Below are 18767 nucleotides of genomic sequence, written 5' to 3'. Positions count from 1 at the left end.
GAACTTAAACGTCCAGATTAGCGACGTTGAGCGCGTTATCGACAATAAACTCCCGTCGGGGTTCGACGACGTCACCCATCAGCTTGGTGAAGATCTCGTCGGTCACATCAGCCTGTTCGATCGTCACTTGCAGCAGCGAGCGGACTTCGGGATCCAGCGTGGTTTCCCATAGTTGTTCGGCATTCATCTCGCCTAGGCCTTTATAACGTTGGAAAGACAGGCCTTTACGGCCCGCCGCCAGTATCGCTTCGAGCAACTCGGATGGCCGCGTTATCAGCGTGCCTTCTGACCCGACAGGGCCATCATCCTCGGCATCGTCAGCTGTGCCTTTCACCAGACGGCTGCTCTTGGCGTAAGTTGCGCTCTGTTCAGACGCGAGGCTGTGCAATTTGCGGGCCTCCGCCGATTCCAGAAATTTGGGCTCGATGATGTGATGATCGGTGACGCCGCGCCACAGGCGTTCAAATGCATAGCCCCCTTCTTCGGAAAGGTGGCCAGACCAGCGCCCTTCATCATCCACAGCGTCCATCCACGCGGCAGCAGCCTCCACTGCCGCTTGCCGCTCGGCCGGGCCATGGTTCGGGTTGAGCGCACCGGTCAGTGCCATCGCTTCGACAATTGTGCCGTCATAGCGCCGTGGGACATAGGCCATGAGTGACCGCATGCGCCGGCCATGTTCGACCAGACTGCGCAGGTCTTCGCCAGAGCGTGCACCTTCGCTGGTTTGCAAAATCATGCTCTGGAGACCCGCGTCGACCAGATATTGGTCCAGTGCATTATCGTCTTTCAGATACACTTCGCTCTTGCCCTTACCGACTTTGTAAAGTGGAGGTTGGGCGATGTAGAGATGCCCGTTTTCGACAATTTCCGGCATTTGCCGATAGAAGAAGGTGAGCAGCAAGGTCCGGATATGCGCGCCGTCGACGTCAGCATCGGTCATGATCACAATCTTGTGATAGCGCAGCTTTTCAATATCGAAATCCTCACGGCCAATGCCGGTTCCCATGGCCTGGATCAGCGTGCCGACCTCCTTGGAGGAGAGCATCCGGTCAAAGCGGGCCCGCTCGACATTCAAAATCTTACCTTTGAGCGGCAGGATCGCCTGATAATGGCGGTCACGGCCTTGTTTGGCGGAACCACCAGCGGAGTCACCCTCGACCAGGAACAGTTCGGATTTCGCCGGATCGCGTTCCTGACAATCGGCCAGTTTGCCGGGCAGGGAGGCAATATCCATCGCGCCCTTGCGCCGGGTCAATTCCCGCGCCTTTTTGGCGGCCTCACGAGCCGCAGCGGCGTCGATCACCTTCTGGACCACCATCATCGCATTTTGCGGGTTCTCTTCCAGCCATTCGGCCAGCTTGTCGGCCATCAGGCTTTCCAAAGGCTGGCGGACTTCAGAAGAAACCAGCTTGTCCTTGGTCTGTGAACTGAATTTCGGATCCGGTAATTTGACCGACACAATGGCGGTCAGGCCTTCGCGCATGTCATCGCCGGTCAGCTTGACCTTTTCTTTCTTTAGCGCTCCAGAGCTTTCGGCATAGTTATTCAACGTCCGGGTCAGAGCCGAACGGAAGGCCGCCAAGTGGGTGCCGCCATCGCGCTGCGGGATGTTATTGGTGAAGCATAGGACATTTTCATAATAGCTGTCATTCCACTCCAGCGCGACGTCGATGGTGACATCATCGCGCGTGCCGCTGATCGCAATCGGGTCGGCCACCAGGGCGGTCTTGTTGCGGTCGAGATACTGGACAAAGGCCGCAATGCCGCCTTCGTAGAACAGATCAATTTCCTTGGTCTCTTCATGGCGTTCGTCACGCAGCAGGATGTGAACACCGCTGTTGAGGAAAGCCAGCTCGCGATAACGATGCTCCAGCTTCTCGAAATCAAATTCGGTAATCTTGAATGTATCAGGGGAGGGGAAGAAGGTTACCCGTGTACCCTTTTTGCCATTGGCATCACCGATGACTTCCAGCGGATGCACCGCATCACCGAATTCAAAGCGCATATTATGCTCTTTGCCATCGCGCCAGATATTCAGTTCCAGCCATTCGGACAGTGCGTTCACCACGGACACCCCAACGCCGTGGAGGCCGCCGGAAACCTTATAGGCGTTGTCGTCTGACGTATTCTCGAATTTACCACCCGCATGAAGCTGCGTCATGATGACCTCAGCCGCGCTGACACCTTCTTCCTTGTGCATGCCCACAGGAATGCCGCGACCATTATCTTCGACAGACACGCTGCCATCGGCGTTCAGGGTGATCAGAATCAGGTCGCAATGGCCCGCCAAGGCTTCGTCAATTGCGTTATCCGATACTTCGAAGACCATGTGGTGCAGGCCCGATCCGTCATCGGTATCGCCGATATACATGCCGGGCCGTTTGCGAACCGCATCAAGCCCTTTCAGGACCTTGATGGAATCGGCGCCATATTCATTTTTGTTGGAACTATCGGAAGCGTTCTCAGCGCCTTCCGGGGTGTCATTATTTGTGTTTTCACTCATAGCATTCTTGTAAACCTTTCAGGACTGAAACCCAAGAGATTTGTTGGAAATTCAGATATTATATTCTATATTTTACAGATAGTTATGACCACTCAGCTTGTACCTATCGATAGCAGTGATTTTCGCCATTAAAATGCCGATATATACCCAAGTTTCATGAGGAGAATTGTTTATGAGTAACCCAGCCGACATCGTCCCCTTTGCCAAGACCATGGGCATCAAAATCACGGAAATGACCAAGGAGAAAATCCTTGGTGAAATGCTGGTTAGGCCGGAAATCTGTACAGCAGGCAATGGCCGGGGAACGCCGTCCATTCATGGTGGCGCGGTGATGACTTTTGCCGATGTTTTGGGGGCATTTGGCGGCTTTGCCAATCTGCCAGAGGGATCGAACGGTACCACCACGTCTGAAAGCAAAACCAATTTCCTGAATGCCGCGCCGGAAGGACAGACAGTTTATGGCGAATCCGTGCCACTAAAGGTCGGTCGGCGACAATCTGTCTGGCAAACGCGAATATCGCTGGAAGACGGCACATTGGTCGCGGTCGTAACCCAAACACAGATTGTATTGTGAGTTAGCTGGTCATTCGAATCTTTCCAAAAGCCTCTATTTTGGTCTAGACCATAGACATGATGAGAAGTTTGATCCCCGCCGCGCTGATCTGTTTTGGGGCCAGCGCCTGTTCAGAGACCACGCAGGTTAGTGATGATTTGCAAGAAAGTCAGACCGATACTGCCAATCCGACTGGCCGGACCGAGCGGATCGGAGCGAATCCTGGTGAACGGCCGGTTCGTATTGGCGAAGGCGGACCGCGCTTTGATGCCTGTCAGGCCATGGGACGGGTAACCGGCCTGCGCGCGGCGGAGCTTGATGTCCTTATCTCGCCATTTGATGCAGCAGAGCGCAAAGATGGTCTGCCCGCAGGCCAGCTAGTCCATATCTGCACCCGCAGTCATGACCAGCAATGGCTGGGCATTGTCTATGATGATAGCGCAACCGCTGAACCCAGCGCAGACGGCACCGCAACCAGCGGATCGCTCGATTGCGGTGTATCCTCGCCAGTCCGGTCCAAACGGAATTATGACGGTCCGTGCAAAAGCGGTTGGGTTGAAAGCACGTTTGTCAAACTGGTCGCTGGCTAATCTGGCTTGCAAGAGGCCTTAATATATCAGTTATTCTGAATCGTTCGCTCGATATCCTTGATTGACGAGTTGACCAGTGTTTTGCCCATTTCCAGCACAATCCGGTCGGTCACTTCCTTGTGCAGCAGCGGGCGCATCTCGCCGAGGCTGTCTGGATCGGCGGCGAGTACCAGGCTGTCAAACTTTCCCTCATGGGCAAGTTCATAGAGATGATGCGCCAATTGCTTTGAAAATGTTGCTTCATCTGTTTCCCTAATCGAGGAATCGGGCATATGGGATCCCGATGGTCCCTCAGAGCTGAGGTTTTTCGGACCAATCGTCCTCTCGGCCCGCAGCTTGATACCATCATCATCACCGATATTGCGATAGAGCTTGGCTTCAGCACCAGTAGCGACAACGACCAGGCAGTTGGTGGGGATAGTCGAATGTGACATGTTTTTTCCTTTTGTTGGGGGATGGGTTCGGAATTAAGCAGTGACCCTGATAGCGTCCAGATGGGCGTGATCGGATAATGCGGCGTTTTTCATAGATTATGTGCCTTGTCCTGCCGGCTTTTCGTCAACCGGAATGGCAACGCTACGTAACAAGGTGCTTGCCGTCAGATCGCCGGCGACGTTGACACTGGTACGGCTCATGTCGAGCAACCGATCGACACCCATGACAATCACCATACCATCGGCTGGAATACCAAAGCCCGCGGCCACGCTGACGAGAATGGCAATACTAACACCCGGCGTTCCGGGTGCGCCGATGGAAGAGGCAACCAACGTGACGGTCATGATCATGATATCACCCGCGCTGAGTTCGATACCCGACATTTGCGCGAGAAAGAGGATTGCGACGCTTTGGTATAGAGCGGTTCCAGCCATGTTCATGGTGGCTCCAAGCGGTGCAACCAGGTTCGCCACATCGCGCGGTACGCCAAGCCGCTTTGCCGACTGAACCGTGCTGGGCATGACCGCGGCCGAACTGGATGTCGAAAAGGCGAGTAATAACGTTTCGCCGGCTTTCCTGAAAAATGTAATCGGCCCTATCCGGCAAAAAATGGCGAGGATGGCAAGATATAGCAGAAACAATAGGAGCAAACCGAGCAGGACGGTGCCGACATAGGCTGATACGGCTATCAATGTATCCAGACCGATCTGCATGACCAGCTGTGCCATCATCCCGAAAACCGCCAGAGGCGCAAGAAACATGGCCCATTTGACTATGGTCATGCAGATGGAAAGCAGCGCGTCGAGCACCGACAGAAACGGCTCTATCCGCTCTCGCGCTACCTGTGTGGCAGCAATGCCGACCAACAGGGCGAGGATGACCACCGCCAATAAATCGCCCTGGACAATAGATGCGGTGGGATTGTCGGGCAGGATGGCGGATATCATCTCTGGCGCTTTGCCCAGATCAAATACTGCTGCTTCGCCTTCGGGAAGGGGTGTATAGGATTTGGTCCGGAAAGAGCTGGTCAGGCCAGCGCCAGGACGCAATAGATCTGCAAGTGTGATGCCGATAGCCGCTGCCGCAAAAGTCGTGGCAAGAACGAAACCGGCGAAGCGCAATCCTATCCTCTGCAGCGCTTCGCTCGATCCGCTGCCGGTCAAGCCGCCGATAATCGATGCAAATACCAACGGCACCAACACCATTGCGATCAGACCCAGAAAAAGCTGCCCGGGAAGTGCCAGCCACGCACCCAGCCAGCGCGCGGTTTCTGCTGAAATCAGGCCATATTCGGGACCCAGTAGAAGCCCGGTGGCTATGCCCAGTACCAGCGCCACCATGACCTGCGCCCATAGCCGGGTCTGAATCCAGCTGTGCATTTTGGCCGATTGTTGGCCGAGGCGAATGGGCGGTAATTCAGGAAGGGGCGGTATCGGCATGGGTTCGCGGTTTCCGTGTCATGGGGCCATGACGATATTGATGATCACGTCACAAACGAGAACCGGTTCTGCGTCAGGCTGGGCGGGGTTTCCCGTCATCTGCATCTTGTGGCAATAGGTAATGTACCGGATGGCCGAAAATGGTAGTTTGCATTTTTCCATATGATGCGAAACAAGTGAAATATGACAAAAATTGACCCTATTGCCTATCTAGAGCAACCTTTCGACCATCTGGCCGAGCTCATCAATGCCCATGCTGTCAACCAGCCGGATCGCATCGCTTTGGATGATGGTAATGAACAGCTGAATTGGCGAGAAACTGCGGCTTTGGTCAACCGTGTCGCTGCGCAGTTGCAGGCTGATGGTCTTAAGAAAGGGCAGGCTGTTTCGATCCTGGGAACGACCACTATCCTTTACGCTATCGCCTATCTTGGCGCCATTATAGCTGGCGGTTGCGCGGCACCTTTGACAACTTCCGCCACACCCAAACAGCTCGCCAACATGATGGCCGACAGCGGTGCGATGCATCTGTTCGTCGACAGCGCAAAACGCGCCGAGCTTTTCGAAAGCGGCATCGACCTTCCACCACTAAAGCACATCATGATGGATGTCGCAGAAGAGGGCGCACCGCTGATGCATGACTGGATGGCAGAGGACGGTGCGATGCCGACTGATCCTGAGGTTGGCCCCAAAGATCCGTTCAACATCATCTATTCAAGCGGCACCACTGGTACCCCCAAGGGCATCGTTCATAGCCGCCAGATGCGCTGGTATCAGATGGCGGTCGGCGAAAACTCTGGCTATGGCCAGCCAGGCCAAGTCTCGCTATTCTCTACGCCTCTATATTCAAACACAACGCTCGGTATATTCGTTGCCACCGTGGCTTATGGCGGTACATCAATTCTAATGCGCAAGTTCGATTGTCAGCGCTGGCTGGAATTGGCACAGGAAAACCATGCGACCCACACGATGCTGGTTCCCGTTCAGTATCAGCGGTTGATGGATTTTGACGGTTTTGACGATTATGATCTCAGCCACTTCACGCACAAATATTGCACCAGCGCGCCTTTCTCGGCGCAGCTTAAGGCCGAGGTCTTGGAACGTATGCCGGGCGGTCTCATCGAGATTTATTCCATGACGGAGGGCGGTGTTGTCTGCATCCTGCTGGCACACGCTTTCCCCGACAAGCTGCATACTGTTGGTATTGCTTGGGGTGGCAGTGAGGTGATTACGGTCGATGAGGACTTGAACCGCCTACCAACTGGTGAAATGGGCGAGTTGGTTGGGCGGTCCCAAACCATGATGAGCGGCTATCAGAACCAGCCGGAGAAAACCGAAGAAGCGAGCTGGTATGATGAAAATGGCGAGCGCTGGCAGCGGATGGGCGATATCGGCAGAGTCGATGAGGATGGCTTTATCACTTTGATGGGACGGTCAAAAGACATGATTATTTCTGGCGGCTTTAATATTTACCCCCGCGATTTGGAGGAAGCGCTGATGTTGCAACCTGATGTTGCCGATGCAGCGGTCGTCGGTGTTGCGTCGAAGCAATGGGGCGAGACGCCAGTGGGGTTTGTTGTTCCGGAAAATGGTGTGTCACTTGATCTCGAGGCCTTAAAAGCTGCCACGAATGCGGAGCTTGGCAAAACCCAAAGACTGTCTGAACTTCATCTGATTGACGAATTGCCGCGAAGCCATATCGGTAAAATCCTGAAAACCGAGTTGCGCGATCGCGCTCAGCGGATGGTTTCAGGACTCGTCCGTTAACCACAGTTCTAAAGGCTTTATTGTCGATATTGATTACATTTGTGACATGGTTAACAGTGTTTTAACCATCTAAAATCCTGAAATAGTGAAACTAATATAAAATGGCATGAGGTCTGCTTCTATTTCGATCAAGCGGTTCGGGTTGTTCAATCATTAACGTTGAATCAATCCGCAATCGAATGATGACAACAACAGGGCAAAACTCATGCGCAAGATTACAATAGCAACACTGACCGCCATCGGTATCGCGGCGGCATATGCAACACCGGCATCTGCGGGCGTTATTGACTATGCAGCAACCAACTACACGGGCGGCTCCTGCAAACACGGCCTTTACACGGGCAACATAGGCAGTGGCTGCAATCGCAGATATTCATTCCAGGATGGCACGACATTCAGCTATGATACCGATGCGCAAACCGCCACACTGACCGGTACGGCGATCAACCGCGCTGGACAGGTTGCTACGTTAGATCTCAATTTCAGCAGCTTTCTCGAAACCATTGATGGGACAAATTTCGAGTATAAAAATGGTGGCGGCAATTTTAATCCGGTCACCGATACGCCGGATATTGATTTTTTCACAACCGGTTCTGGCACCATTACCATTGATGGCGCGGTTTACACAGTGAATCCCAACGATCCTTTTGCTGGTAATACCACGCTTCAGTACGGATATGGCGCGAATGACAAGAACAAGAATTTTGGCGGTTCAGCATGGTTGAATATCTTGAACCCGCATGGCCATAAAGTTCGGCATTGGGATATTAATTTCAACCTCGACAAAATCCCCTCTGAAGTTTCGGAGCCAGGTGCTCTTGGTCTTTTGGGTCTAGCTGTCGGTGGTCTGTGGGCTGGCACACGTCGTCGCCGGAAAAAGCTTGCTGCATAAGCATTTAGTTCAATCAGAGTACTGGAACCGGGCGAGCGTAATTTCGGCCGGTTTCTTTTTGCCCGCATTTGGTGCGGTATTTTGATTTGAATTAGCCCTTTTTAAAGGCTTTCTGAGCTATCCTTTTACCATGATAGACGCCTTGAAAACCCCCATAACCATAGGCTTCGTAGCGGCCTCGCTCACTCTCGGTGCCTGTTCGAACGACAGCAACGATCCCATGGGCGCTGCCGAATCTGCTTTTGCCGAAAATGATTACCGAGCCGCGCGCATCTATTTGATGTCAGCCTTGAAGGAAAATGGTGCGGATCCCGAGGCTAATCTACTTTATGGGAAAACCCTTCTGAGGCTTGGCGATGGCGTGGCGGCAGAAGCGGCGTTCAAAAAGCTGGAAGATAATCCGGAATATCAGGCAGAGTTGCCGGGCTTAATGGCTCATGCATTGCTGCTGCGTGATATGCCGGAACGCGCTTTGGCGTTGATCGAAAACCCTGATGCCAAAAATGCGAGTTTGGCTTATTGGGTGAAGGCACGGGCGCTGCTTGCCTTGGAACGGAGAGAAGAAGCAGTTGCAGCGCTAAACGAAGGCTTGGCGGCAATGCCTGAAGATGCCCGACTATTGGCGCTTCGAGGCAATTATGAAGTGGATGAGCGCAATGTCAGCGCGGCTCGTCAGACTGCGGCTCTCGCCCTGAAATATGATCCGGAAAATCTCGATGCCTTGCTGCTTTCCGGTCAATTGGAACTCATGCGTCAAGACCTGCCAGCCGCGAAAGCCGCCTTTGACAAGGCCCTTAAGTTATATCCCGACAGCATAACCCCGCTTTTTTCTGTCGCTGCGGTCAATGCTGATTTGGGGAATGCCAAGGAAGCGAAAGCCAATTTGAACAGGATATTGGAGCTGGCTCCGGGGCATCCGATGGCACTTTTCCTGATGGCGAGAATTGCGTTTAACGATGGTGATATTGATCGAGCGCATGAGCTTGTCCAGGGCGCTGGTGATACACTGAACGATGTTCCCGGTTCGGCACTTCTGCGCGGTGAAATCGCATATCTGCAAGGCAATTATGAGCAAGCCATTGAACGGTTGCGTAAATTCCTGGTGGATATGCCCGGACATGTTCAAGCTACCATGGTATTGGCTTCTGCTCTGGAAGCTGCAGGAAATAAAGCTGAAGCCTATCAATTGCTAAAACCAGCAGCACAGCGTGCCAATGCCACACCCCAGTTGCTGGCGCTTGCAGCAAAGCTTGGGAAATCGCAAAATGACCCGGCGGCTGCCAATTTCGAATCTCGAGCAAAGGTGCCACAAGGCCGGGATGACATTGCGCTGAAAATGACCGAGGCGGGGCAGGCTATTACCGCGAAACAATGGACAAAGGCGGCCGCAATCTATGCCGATCTGCGTGCTGCCGGTCTTGATGGCAATGCGATCATCATGAATAACAGCGCGCTGGTACAGCTGGAACTGGGCAACAAGGCGCAGGCTGTGTCCTTTGCCCGTGCGGCTTTGGCGCTGACGCCAGATGATCCCAATGTGCTGGATACACTGGGCTGGACGCTGTTGCAGTCAGGGCAGGATAAAGGTGAGGCGTTGCAAATGTTGCGGCAAGCTTCATCGCGTGCGCCAGGTAACCTGGAGATTCGTTGGCATCTCGCCAATGCGCTGGCCGCTAATGGGCAGGCCGCAGAAGCGAAGCGGGTGATTGCGAGTTTGAAGGCGTTTGCAAGTGCGGAACAGCAGGCACAAATCGACCAATTGCTCGCCAAGCTCTGAGTTGGGGCACAAAGTTCACAATCCGCGCCACAATCTATAGACTCTTTCCCCGCGCCAGATTAAGCGCTCTTCATGTCCATAGCCCATGAAGAAACCATATTGATCGTCGATTTCGGCTCTCAAGTCACGCAGCTCATTGCCCGCCGGGTCCGTGAAGCGGGGGTCTATTCCGAAATTGCCCCGTTCAACAATGCCGAAGAGGCGTTTGAACGAATGCAGCCGAAGGGAATCATCCTCTCCGGTGGCCCCGCCAGTGTCACCGAAGAAGGCAGCCCGCGTATACCGCAGGCCTTTCTCGATGCCGACATTCCGGTGCTGGGTATCTGCTACGGTCAGCAGGTGATGACCACGCAATTGGGCGGTCAGGTTGAGGGCGGTGAAAGCGGCGAATTTGGCCGCGCCTTTATCGAAATTTCCGAAAGCTGCGTCCTTTTCGACGGCCTGTGGAAGGTCGGCGAAAAGCATCAGGTGTGGATGAGTCACGGTGACAAGGTTACCGAATTTGCTCCCGGTTTCCGGATCGTCGCGACTACCGAAGGCGCGCCCTTTGCGATTATCGCGGATGACGAAAAGCGCTTTTACGGCATGCAGTTCCATCCCGAAGTCGTGCATACGCCCGATGGCGGCAAGCTGATCGCCAATTTCGTCCGCCATGTCTGCGGCTGTGCCGGCGACTGGACGATGGCGGAATTCAAGGCCGCCAAGATCAACGAAATTCGCGAACAGGTTGGTGATGGCAAGGTCATCTGCGGTCTTTCCGGCGGTGTTGACAGCGCGGTGGCGGCGGTGCTGATCCACGAAGCGATTGGTGAGCAGCTGACCTGCGTCTTTGTCGATCACGGGCTGATGCGGCAGGGTGAGGCGGATCAGGTGGTGAGCCTGTTTAAGGGGCACTATAATATCCCGCTGGTCCATCTGGATGTGGAAACACTGTTCCTCAACGGCCTGAAGGGTGAGACGGATCCGGAGAAGAAGCGCAAATTTATTGGCAAGACCTTTATCGATGTCTTTGAGATCGAAGCGAAAAAAGTTGGCGGTGCTGATTTCCTTGCCCAAGGCACGCTCTATCCCGATGTGATCGAAAGCGTCAGTTTTACCGGCGGACCCAGCGTCACGATCAAATCCCACCACAATGTCGGCGGCCTTCCCGAGCGCATGAATATGAAGCTGGTCGAACCGCTGCGCGAACTGTTCAAGGATGAAGTCCGCGCACTGGGCCGTGAACTTGGACTTCCCGAAATTTTCGTCGGTCGCCACCCATTCCCCGGCCCGGGCCTTGCCATCCGCATTCCCGGTGAAGTGACCAAGGAACGCTGCGACATTTTACGCAAAGCCGACGCTATCTATCTGGAAGAAATCAGAAATGCTGGCCTTTATGACGCGATTTGGCAGGCTTTTGCCGTGCTGCTTCCGGTCAAGACAGTCGGCGTGATGGGCGATGGCCGCACCTATGACAGCGTCTGCGGCCTGCGCGCGGTAACGAGCACCGATGGCATGACCGCCGATGTCTATCCGTTCGACGCCAGCTTTCTGACGCGGGTGGCCACACGGATTGTCAACGAGGTAAAGGGGATTAACCGGGTGGTTTATGATTATACCTCGAAACCGCCGGGGACGATTGAGTGGGAGTAATACTGACAGAGTAAGGAGCAGCGGTTTAAAATCGCGTAATGCCAATGCCAGCTAGAATCATAATTCTGAATGGATCGAGTAGCGTCGGCAAAACCTCCACTGCGAAAGCCATTCAACAATTTGCATCCAGTGCTTTCATGCATCTGCAAATGGATTCCTTTCTGGAAATGTTACCGAAGCGTCTGGATAACCACGTAGACGGCTTGTTGTTCCAAAATATCGGTTCTGATGAAAGTCCTGAAATAGCCGTCTCAAGCGGTCCAGCTCTGCAAAAGCTGATGTCGGGTATGCGGGGAGCGGTGGCCGCAATGGCAAGTCATGATAACAATATTGTTGTTGATGATGTCTTGTGGGATCAAAAAGACTTTGATGAATATCGGGATTTGTTGACGGAGTTCGATCTGAAATTCGTGCTGCTGGACGCACCACTCGATGTTATTGAGCATCGGGAGCGTTCACGAGGCGACCGAACTCTTGGTTTGGCGCGATGGCAATTTGACCGTGTTCGGAACTATCAAAATTATGACCTTATTGTTGACACTTTAGATTCTGATGTTGAATCCTGTGCAAAAAAAATTGTCGCTGCTTTCGGCCTTTGATCCCTCGTCATACTGAACTTGTTTCAGTATCTTTCTGATGGACCAAATGGCCGCCAGAGATCCTGAAACAAGTTCAGGATGACGAGTAAAACGAGTCACATTAGGAGAGAACCCATGAAAGCGATCCAACTCCACGCCCCCGCCTCACTCGACAACCTCCAACTGGTCGATCTTCCCGATCCAGCAGCTCCCGGACCCGGTGAAATTGCAGTACGGCTGCGCGCGTCATCGCTCAACTATCATGACTATGCCGTGGTCAAGGGCATGCTGCCAACTGCGGACAACCGCATTCCGATGTCGGATGGCGCCGGAGAGGTCGCGGCGGTGGGTGAGGGGGTTACGGAATTCAAAGTCGGTGACGCGGTGGTCTCGACCTTTTTCCCGGACTGGATTGACGGCACGATGCCAGATGGCGGGTTCCAGCGTGTGCCCGGTGACGGAATTGACGGCTATGCCTGTGAACAGGCGGTGGGCCCGGCCACGGCATGGACCCATGCGCCAAAGGGTTACAGCGCAGCCGAAGCGGCAACGTTGACCTGTGCGGGCCTGACTGCTTGGCGCGCGCTGTTCGTCGATGGCTGCGTGAAACCCAGTGATACCGTGCTGGTACAGGGCACGGGTGGCGTTTCGATTTTCGCGTTGCAGTTTGCCAAGGCAGCGGGTGCGACGGTGATAGCGACCTCTTCATCGGATGAAAAACTAGGGCGGCTCAAAGACTTGGGTGCGGATCATCTGATCAATTACAAAGAAGTCGAAGCGTGGGGACCCAAAGTTCTCGAACTCACCGGCGGCGCGGGCGTGGATTGTGTGGTCGAAATTGGCGGACCGGGCACGCTCGACCAGTCAATGATGGCGACGCGCATTGGCGGTCATATCGCGCTGATCGGTGTGCTGACCGGTTTTGCCGGACCCGTCCAGACGGGCTTGCTCATGGCGAAGAACCTGCGTGTACAAGGCCTGACCGTGGGCAGCCGCGCACAGCAGCTGGACATGATCGCTGCTGTTGAGGCCAATGGCATCAAGCCGGTTCTCGACAAGCATTTTCCGTTGGCAGACTTGGCAGATGCTTTCCGTCATCAGGAATCAGGGGCGCATTTCGGCAAAATCGTGGTTGATATCTGACGGTCGCAATCTCCTTGTCAGTTTTGATGTCGCAAGGCATCTTCCTATCCATGCAAGTGACCTTCGATTTCGATTCCCGATCTGCGTTGCTGGACCAGATTCAGCAGCAATTGATCGCGCATTTCGGACGAATCATTCGCCCCGCCGAAAAGCGCCGTGACCCGGTCTGGACGCTGGTGCAGGGCGTTATCGGCGCGCGATCAAAAACGGCGGTGTCCAATGCCTCGACAGACCGACTATTGGCTGATTTCGGCAGCTGGGAAGCAGTTGCAGGGCTACCACTGGAGACGCTGACCGACTATCTCGCCAATCAGACTTTTCCTGACCTTTCGGCAAGTCGTCTCAAAGATTGTCTGTCGGAAATCATCAATCGTTGCGGGGCCGCAGACCTGTCTCGCCTTACGGAAATGACAACCACAGAAGCGATGGCATGGCTGGAATCCTTGCCCGGCGTCGCGCGCAAGATTAGCGCGGGTGTGGTGTGCAATAGTACGCTAGAGCGCAAGGCACTGGTTATCGACACGCATCATCGCCGGGTCATCCAGCGCATCGGTCTGGTACCACCGAAAGCGGATACGACACGCAGCTATGATATCCTGATGCCGGTTCTGCCATCAGATTGGTCGGCGGCGGATATTGATGAACATCATTTGCAGGTCAAACGGCTGGGCCAGACTCTCTGCCGGCCCAATCGCCCCGATTGTGCGGCCTGTCCGTTGCGCAGCGATTGTGAGACCGGGCAAACTGCCGGGCAAAAAACAGCGTGAACAGCGACTCGGCCTTGCGGTGCGCGAACCTGGATGACGGTGATGCGGTGGTGGCATTATGGCGGGTCTGCGGGCTCACACGCCCATGGAATGATGCCGCGGCGGATTTCCGGCGCGCCGTGAACGACGCATCCGCCGATATCCTGTGCCTTGAAAAGGGCGGTAATCTCCTGGCGACAGTCATGGTGGGCTATGACGGTCATCGCGGCTGGGTCTATTATCTCGGTGTGTCGCCAGACGCCCGTATGCAGGGTCTGGGGCGTGACATGATGGAAGCGGCCGAAATATGGCTGCGTGAACGCGATGCCCCGAAAATCCAGCTGATGGTGCGTGAGGATAATGAGCAGGCCATCGGATTCTATGAAGCGCTGGGATATGAAGTACAGCCGGTCGTGACCATTGGCCGAAGGCTGGAATGATGATCGTTGACGTTGGGCGGCGAGGACGGCGAGCCTGCCTCATTTGGTGACGACCGCACCTATGCTATGGACCATGGCATGAGCACTGATCCTTTGCTAGCCACCATCCAGCAGCTTTCCCAAACGGACATAGGGCTTGCCCGCGCTTTGCTGAATGTTTTCGGCACGGCCTTTGAAGATGAAACAACCTATGATGCCAGCGCATCGAGCGACGTCTATCTCAAAAAACTGCTGACCCGGCAGCATTTCATCGCTCTGGTGGCGCTTGTCGATGGTGAGGTGGTCGGTGGTCTTGCCGCCTATGAAATGGAAAAGCTCGAGCAGGAACGCTCCGAAATCTATATCTATGATCTCGCCGTGTTGGAAAACCATCGCCGGAAGCATATTGCGACTCAGCTGATCAATGCAGTCCGTGAAATCGCAGCCAATCGGGGCGCATGGGTGGTGTTTGTTCAAGCGGATCACGGCGATGATCCCGCCATTGCCCTCTATTCCGGTCTGGGCACCCGCGCAGATGTCCTGCATTTTGATATCGCCGTTGCAGGCGACGAGAAGGATACAGGGCAAGGTTGAGGCGATTGACTCTTGCGCGATGGGTATTTCTGTCTAATTCGGTTCCAGAAAGCATTGCTCCCCTTCTGGTCGAGCAATCGGATAAAAACAGGAAGATTATTGTCATGGCCAATGAAACAAAAATGTACGGAATTTCCAACTGCGACACGATAAAAAAAGCGCGCAATTGGATGGAGAAAAACGGCATCAACTACGTTTTTCATGATTATAAAAAATCCGGCATTACAAAAGACAAGCTGGAACTTTGGGTGATGCAGGTGGGCTGGGAGCCGTTGCTGAACAAGCGCGGTACAACCTTTAAAAAACTGCCGGACATGATGAAGGAAAATATCGACGAGAATAGCGCAATTATGCTGATGCAGGAGAATCCCAGCATGATCAAACGCCCCGTGCTGGAGCATGGCGATGAGCTGGTTGTTGGTTTCAAGGCATCGGATTATGAGGCAGCTGGCCTGGAAGCACGCAACAGTTAATGCCGACTATCATGTCCCATGCCGCGATCCCGATCGCCGGAGCATTGCTGCTGGGGCGTAGTCGATTATCAGTCCCGGTGATCGTTACTGGAATAGCTTTTTCCATGCTGCCAGATGCTGATGTAATCGGATTTGGCCTGGGCATAGATTATGCTGATAGTTGGGGCCACCGGGGAGCGAGTCATTCTCTTCTGTTTGCAGCGATCGCGGCTTTGCTCGCAACGGCGTTGATCCGACCGGATCGCTATCTATTGGTCGGCTTGTTCCTATTTGCTTCCATGGCTTCACATGGTTTGCTCGATACGCTGACTAACGGTGGATTAGGGACGGCGCTGTTTTGGCCGTGGGATGAAGCCCGACATTTTGCACCCTTCACGCCTGTAGCCGTCTCTCCCATTGGCATATCAGATTTTCTATCTACTCGTGGCATGAAAGTGTTACAATCGGAAGCTATATGGATATGGATACCTTTGGCCGTATTGGTCGCAATGATCCTTGGCCTGAAAAACTGGAGAGCAAGATGGTTACGGCAAAATGGAACGGCGCAGTCATAGCAGAAAGCAACGACACCGTTGTCGTCGAGGGCAATCATTATTTTCCGCGCAACGCCGTAAAAACTGATGTCCTGACCAACAGCGACAAAACAACATTCTGCCCTTGGAAGGGCACGGCCTCCTACCATACCATCGTGGTTGATGGAGCGACCAATGCGGACGCGGCATGGTATTATCCAGACCCAAAAAATGCGGCTCAGGAAATCAAGGATCGGATCGCTTTTTGGAATGGTGTGGAAGTGTCAGATTGATGTTCAGGCATGCTCTTTCGACTTTTTCCATATTGCTTATAGCTAGTGCATGCAGTGCCCAGCCGGAGAATATTGAAATGCCTCTGAAAACCGCTGCCACGCTGTCCGGTGATCCGCCAATTGTTATCGCGCATCGTGGGGCCAGTGGGAACCTGATTGAGCACACGCTGGAGGCTTATCAGCGTGGAATTGACTATGGCGCGGAGTTTATCGAACCGGATCTGGTATTGACTAAAGACGGCGTGCTGGTGGCTCGTCATGAAAACGAAATTAGCGGTACAACCAACATTGCTGACAAACCCGAATTTGCAGATCGCAAGACAACGAAGACGATCGACGGGCGTGAATATACTGGGTGGTTTACAGAAGACTTTACGCTGGCGGAATTGAAGACCCTGCGAGCAAAAGAACGGTTGCCCGACGTAAGGCCTCAAAATACGCCATATGACGGGCAGTTTGCAATTCCGACTTTCGAAGAGGTGCTGCAACTGCTCAAGGCGCATCAAGAAAAAACGGGTGAACGCATCGGTGTTTATCCCGAGACCAAGCATCCGTCTTACTTCGCATCTATTGGTCTTGCGCACGAAAAACCGATGCTGGCTTTGCTCGAGAAATATGGGTTTGATGGCGCCGAGGATCCGGTTTTCATCCAGTCTTTCGAAGTCGGGAACTTGCGGGAGCTCAATGCCAAAACCGACATTCGCTTGGTTCAATTGGTCGCAGATCAAGGCGGCCCGCCGGATTTACCTGAAGTTCGCTATGCAGATATGGTGACAGCGACCGGACTGGCTGAGATATCCGAATATGCAGATGGTATTGGACCATCCAAGAATTTAATCATCGGACGCGATGACCAAGGCGGGCTGAAAAAACCAACCAGTCTGGTTGCCGATGCCCACAAAGCTGGCCTTGTGGTACATCCATGGACATTCCGTATTGAGAATGTGTTTTTGCCGACCGAGTATCAAGGCAGTCGCACAGCATCTGCACATGGCGATGTGAAGGCGGAAATCAAGGCCTTTTTGGCGACTGGAATTGACGGACTGTTTAGCGACAATCCTCGAGAGGCGGTTCTTGCGGTGGATCAATTTGTTGCGGAATAATATCGCCGAACCGTAGTCGCATAGATGGCTACTGATACAGCCATCAAAAACGTTCCAACGACAAACGGAGCACCAGGAAAATAATATCCCTGTTTGTCCGCATAGGCTCCAAATATGCCCGTCATCATTACAGGGCCGAAAATCGAGGTCAGGCTGATCATACTTGCTATCGCGCCCTGCAACTCGCCTTGCGCATCCTCATCTATGCGCCGACTCATCATTTGCTGCATGGCTGGAAAGGCAAAGCCGCTAGCTGCCCCGATTACGATGCCAAGATAGACGAAGCCGCTAGATGGTGCGAAAGCGAAACAAAGATAAGCAGGCATCCCGAACATAAGGCTGATCAGGGCCGTTCGTTTCTCGCCAAAGCGAGCAATCACTGGTCCCGTTAAAACACCCTGGACAAGTGCTAGCAAAATTCCGAAAATTGCTACGCTGAATCCAATTTGAAACTTGCTCCAGTCAAATCGCTCAATCAGCCAATAGGCCCAGACCGCAATTTGTGCCTGAGCGGCCAGTTGCAAGACGAATATCGTTGACAGAAAACCAATCACGAGAGGTGTTTTGGACATTTGCATCACGCTACCCAGCGGATTTGCACGGGCCAATGAGAAGCTTCTGCGTTTTTCCGGTGGTAGTGTTTCTTTCAGGATAACGATGCCAATGGCGGTTCCGATAAAAGCCAAAACAGATGCCGCAATAAACGGCAAGCGGTCACCATATTCGCCCAATATGCCTCCAAGACCGGGGCCGATTACGAAGCCGAACGCGCCTGCGCCGCCCAAAATCCCGAAAAACCTGCCGCGTTCTTCCGGCTTTGCTACATCTGCCACGCAGCTGTTTGCAGCCGCCCAGCTTGCGCCCATGATGCCGGATATGATTCGACCGATGAAGAGCCAAATAAGATCGGGCGCCCAGGCCATGATTGCGTAATCAAGTCCTAGCAAAAACAATGTTGTGAGCAAAACCGGCCGCCGACCGAACCGATCACTCAAACCACCTATGACAGGAGCAAATAAGAACTGCATCATCGCATAGGCGAAAAGCAGCCAACCGCCAATTTCGGCTGCCCGATCAATTGATGCACCAGTTAATCCGGTGATCAAAGATGGCATGACCGGTAGGATCAAACCGATACCCAACATGTCGATAAATACAATGAACGCGACGAACAGCAATATGGACTGCGGCTTTCGGGCCGATGTCATAGAGAATTCCAATGATCTGGAGATAAAATGTGAAGGTGAGTCGTGAGACGCCTAGTTGATGCCGCATTTTCTGAATAAACGCAACGCTGGCCTTATTGCATTGTGGGAGT

General features: G+C 53.6%; 19 protein-coding genes. 15 read left to right on the top strand and 4 right to left on the bottom strand.

Annotation, left to right across the window (positions count from 1 at the left end):
- Nucleotides 1–4: 4 nt before the first annotated feature.
- Nucleotides 5–2503, bottom strand: a complete 2499-nt coding sequence (gyrB, locus tag BS29_RS11930; RefSeq protein WP_229953875.1) for a DNA topoisomerase (ATP-hydrolyzing) subunit B — start codon at nucleotides 2501–2503, stop codon at nucleotides 5–7.
- A gap of 172 nt (nucleotides 2504–2675) precedes the next feature.
- On the opposite strand from gyrB, the gene BS29_RS11925 reads away from it, so the two are divergent.
- Both BS29_RS11925 and BS29_RS11920 read left to right on the top strand, forming a co-directional pair.
- Nucleotides 2676–3077 carry a PaaI family thioesterase gene (locus tag BS29_RS11925; RefSeq protein ID WP_229953874.1) on the top strand — a complete coding sequence of 134 codons (402 nt, stop codon included), beginning with the start codon at nucleotides 2676–2678 and terminating at the stop codon, nucleotides 3075–3077.
- A 56-nt stretch (nucleotides 3078–3133) separates the two neighbouring features.
- The gene (locus BS29_RS11920) at nucleotides 3134–3646 is read left to right on the top strand and encodes a hypothetical protein (protein ID WP_229953873.1); all 513 of its coding nucleotides are present in this window, start codon (nucleotides 3134–3136) and stop codon (nucleotides 3644–3646) included.
- 26 nt (nucleotides 3647–3672) lie between these two features.
- Here BS29_RS11920 and BS29_RS11915 read toward each other — a convergent pair whose 3' ends face one another.
- Together BS29_RS11915 and BS29_RS11910 are read right to left on the bottom strand one after the other, a co-directional pair.
- Nucleotides 3673–4080, bottom strand: a complete 408-nt coding sequence (locus tag BS29_RS11915) for a host attachment family protein (RefSeq protein ID WP_229953872.1) — start codon at nucleotides 4078–4080, stop codon at nucleotides 3673–3675.
- 96 nt (nucleotides 4081–4176) lie between these two features.
- Nucleotides 4177–5520: a dicarboxylate/amino acid:cation symporter gene (locus BS29_RS11910; protein ID WP_229953871.1), complete on the bottom strand. Its 1344-nt coding sequence runs from the start codon at nucleotides 5518–5520 to the stop codon at nucleotides 4177–4179.
- 183 nt (nucleotides 5521–5703) lie between these two features.
- Between BS29_RS11910 and BS29_RS11905 the strand changes: the two genes are divergently transcribed.
- The 13 genes from BS29_RS11905 to BS29_RS11845 all read left to right on the top strand — a co-directional run bounded on the left by BS29_RS11905 (nucleotide 5704) and on the right by BS29_RS11845 (nucleotide 17449).
- Complete coding sequence (locus tag BS29_RS11905) at nucleotides 5704–7287, top strand: class I adenylate-forming enzyme family protein (RefSeq protein WP_229953870.1); 1584 nt, start codon at nucleotides 5704–5706, stop codon at nucleotides 7285–7287.
- 205 nt (nucleotides 7288–7492) lie between these two features.
- Nucleotides 7493–8179 (top strand): PEP-CTERM sorting domain-containing protein, encoded by a 687-nt coding sequence (locus BS29_RS11900; protein ID WP_229953869.1) that lies wholly within the window; start codon nucleotides 7493–7495, stop codon nucleotides 8177–8179.
- A 130-nt stretch (nucleotides 8180–8309) separates the two neighbouring features.
- Entirely contained in the window at nucleotides 8310–9956 is a 1647-nt protein-coding gene (locus tag BS29_RS11895) for a tetratricopeptide repeat protein (protein WP_229953868.1), read from the top strand.
- A gap of 72 nt (nucleotides 9957–10028) precedes the next feature.
- Nucleotides 10029–11588: a glutamine-hydrolyzing GMP synthase gene (gene guaA, locus BS29_RS11890; RefSeq protein WP_229953867.1), complete on the top strand. Its 1560-nt coding sequence runs from the start codon at nucleotides 10029–10031 to the stop codon at nucleotides 11586–11588.
- 38 nt (nucleotides 11589–11626) lie between these two features.
- A complete protein-coding gene (locus BS29_RS11885; protein ID WP_229953866.1) occupies nucleotides 11627–12187 on the top strand; it encodes a chloramphenicol phosphotransferase CPT family protein in 561 nt (186 codons plus the stop codon).
- A 114-nt stretch (nucleotides 12188–12301) separates the two neighbouring features.
- Nucleotides 12302–13309, top strand: coding sequence for a zinc-dependent alcohol dehydrogenase family protein (locus tag BS29_RS11880; protein WP_229953865.1), 1008 nt, complete (start codon nucleotides 12302–12304; stop codon nucleotides 13307–13309).
- Nucleotides 13310–13359: 50 nt separating this feature from the next.
- On the top strand, nucleotides 13360–14076 hold the full coding sequence (locus tag BS29_RS11875; protein ID WP_229953864.1) for an endonuclease III domain-containing protein: 717 nt from the start codon (nucleotides 13360–13362) through the stop codon (nucleotides 14074–14076).
- Nucleotides 14073–14495, top strand: coding sequence for a GNAT family acetyltransferase (locus BS29_RS11870; protein WP_229953863.1), 423 nt, complete (start codon nucleotides 14073–14075; stop codon nucleotides 14493–14495). The genes BS29_RS11875 and BS29_RS11870 overlap by 4 nt, the downstream gene beginning before the upstream one ends.
- A gap of 78 nt (nucleotides 14496–14573) precedes the next feature.
- Nucleotides 14574–15068, top strand: coding sequence for an AAC(3)-I family aminoglycoside N-acetyltransferase (locus BS29_RS11865; RefSeq protein ID WP_343759341.1), 495 nt, complete (start codon nucleotides 14574–14576; stop codon nucleotides 15066–15068).
- Nucleotides 15069–15172: 104 nt separating this feature from the next.
- Nucleotides 15173–15541: an ArsC family reductase gene (locus BS29_RS11860; protein ID WP_229953862.1), complete on the top strand. Its 369-nt coding sequence runs from the start codon at nucleotides 15173–15175 to the stop codon at nucleotides 15539–15541.
- Nucleotides 15541–16095: a metal-dependent hydrolase gene (locus BS29_RS11855; RefSeq protein ID WP_229953861.1), complete on the top strand. Its 555-nt coding sequence runs from the start codon at nucleotides 15541–15543 to the stop codon at nucleotides 16093–16095. The genes BS29_RS11860 and BS29_RS11855 overlap by 1 nt, the downstream gene beginning before the upstream one ends.
- Nucleotides 16062–16346 carry a DUF427 domain-containing protein gene (locus BS29_RS11850; protein ID WP_229953860.1) on the top strand — a complete coding sequence of 95 codons (285 nt, stop codon included), beginning with the start codon at nucleotides 16062–16064 and terminating at the stop codon, nucleotides 16344–16346. Before BS29_RS11855 ends, BS29_RS11850 begins: the two co-directional genes overlap by 34 nt.
- Nucleotides 16347–16423: 77 nt before the next feature.
- On the top strand, nucleotides 16424–17449 hold the full coding sequence (locus BS29_RS11845) for a glycerophosphodiester phosphodiesterase (protein ID WP_229953859.1): 1026 nt from the start codon (nucleotides 16424–16426) through the stop codon (nucleotides 17447–17449).
- Here BS29_RS11845 and BS29_RS11840 read toward each other — a convergent pair.
- A complete protein-coding gene (locus BS29_RS11840) occupies nucleotides 17431–18657 on the bottom strand; it encodes a TCR/Tet family MFS transporter (RefSeq protein ID WP_229953858.1) in 1227 nt (408 codons plus the stop codon). The genes BS29_RS11845 and BS29_RS11840 overlap by 19 nt on opposite strands.
- Nucleotides 18658–18767: the final 110 nt, after the last annotated feature.

This window comes from Parasphingorhabdus litoris DSM 22379, from assembly GCF_020906275.1.
GTDB lineage: Bacteria > Pseudomonadota > Alphaproteobacteria > Sphingomonadales > Sphingomonadaceae > Parasphingorhabdus > Parasphingorhabdus litoris.
The sequence above is the reverse complement of the archived record's forward strand: the minus strand, read 5'-3'. Positions and strand labels throughout refer to the sequence as shown.

Bases quoted from the DNA above. Each gene is read 5' to 3' on its own strand.
- gyrB (WP_229953875.1), bottom strand. From the start codon at position 2,503: ATGAGTGAAAACACAAATAATGACACCCCGGAAGGCGCTGAGAACGCT.
- BS29_RS11925 (WP_229953874.1), top strand. From the start codon at position 2,676: ATGAGTAACCCAGCCGACATCGTCCCCTTTGCCAAGACCATGGGCATC.
- BS29_RS11920 (WP_229953873.1), top strand. From the start codon at position 3,134: ATGATGAGAAGTTTGATCCCCGCCGCGCTGATCTGTTTTGGGGCCAGC.
- BS29_RS11915 (WP_229953872.1), bottom strand. From the start codon at position 4,080: ATGTCACATTCGACTATCCCCACCAACTGCCTGGTCGTTGTCGCTACT.
- BS29_RS11910 (WP_229953871.1), bottom strand. From the start codon at position 5,520: ATGCCGATACCGCCCCTTCCTGAATTACCGCCCATTCGCCTCGGCCAA.
- BS29_RS11905 (WP_229953870.1), top strand. From the start codon at position 5,704: ATGACAAAAATTGACCCTATTGCCTATCTAGAGCAACCTTTCGACCAT.
- BS29_RS11900 (WP_229953869.1), top strand. From the start codon at position 7,493: ATGCGCAAGATTACAATAGCAACACTGACCGCCATCGGTATCGCGGCG.
- BS29_RS11895 (WP_229953868.1), top strand. From the start codon at position 8,310: ATGATAGACGCCTTGAAAACCCCCATAACCATAGGCTTCGTAGCGGCC.
- guaA (WP_229953867.1), top strand. From the start codon at position 10,029: ATGTCCATAGCCCATGAAGAAACCATATTGATCGTCGATTTCGGCTCT.
- BS29_RS11885 (WP_229953866.1), top strand. From the start codon at position 11,627: ATGCCAATGCCAGCTAGAATCATAATTCTGAATGGATCGAGTAGCGTC.
- BS29_RS11880 (WP_229953865.1), top strand. From the start codon at position 12,302: ATGAAAGCGATCCAACTCCACGCCCCCGCCTCACTCGACAACCTCCAA.
- BS29_RS11875 (WP_229953864.1), top strand. From the start codon at position 13,360: ATGCAAGTGACCTTCGATTTCGATTCCCGATCTGCGTTGCTGGACCAG.
- BS29_RS11865 (WP_343759341.1), top strand. From the start codon at position 14,574: ATGAGCACTGATCCTTTGCTAGCCACCATCCAGCAGCTTTCCCAAACG.
- BS29_RS11860 (WP_229953862.1), top strand. From the start codon at position 15,173: ATGGCCAATGAAACAAAAATGTACGGAATTTCCAACTGCGACACGATA.
- BS29_RS11855 (WP_229953861.1), top strand. From the start codon at position 15,541: ATGCCGACTATCATGTCCCATGCCGCGATCCCGATCGCCGGAGCATTG.
- BS29_RS11850 (WP_229953860.1), top strand. From the start codon at position 16,062: ATGGTTACGGCAAAATGGAACGGCGCAGTCATAGCAGAAAGCAACGAC.
- BS29_RS11845 (WP_229953859.1), top strand. From the start codon at position 16,424: ATGCCTCTGAAAACCGCTGCCACGCTGTCCGGTGATCCGCCAATTGTT.
- BS29_RS11840 (WP_229953858.1), bottom strand. From the start codon at position 18,657: ATGACATCGGCCCGAAAGCCGCAGTCCATATTGCTGTTCGTCGCGTTC.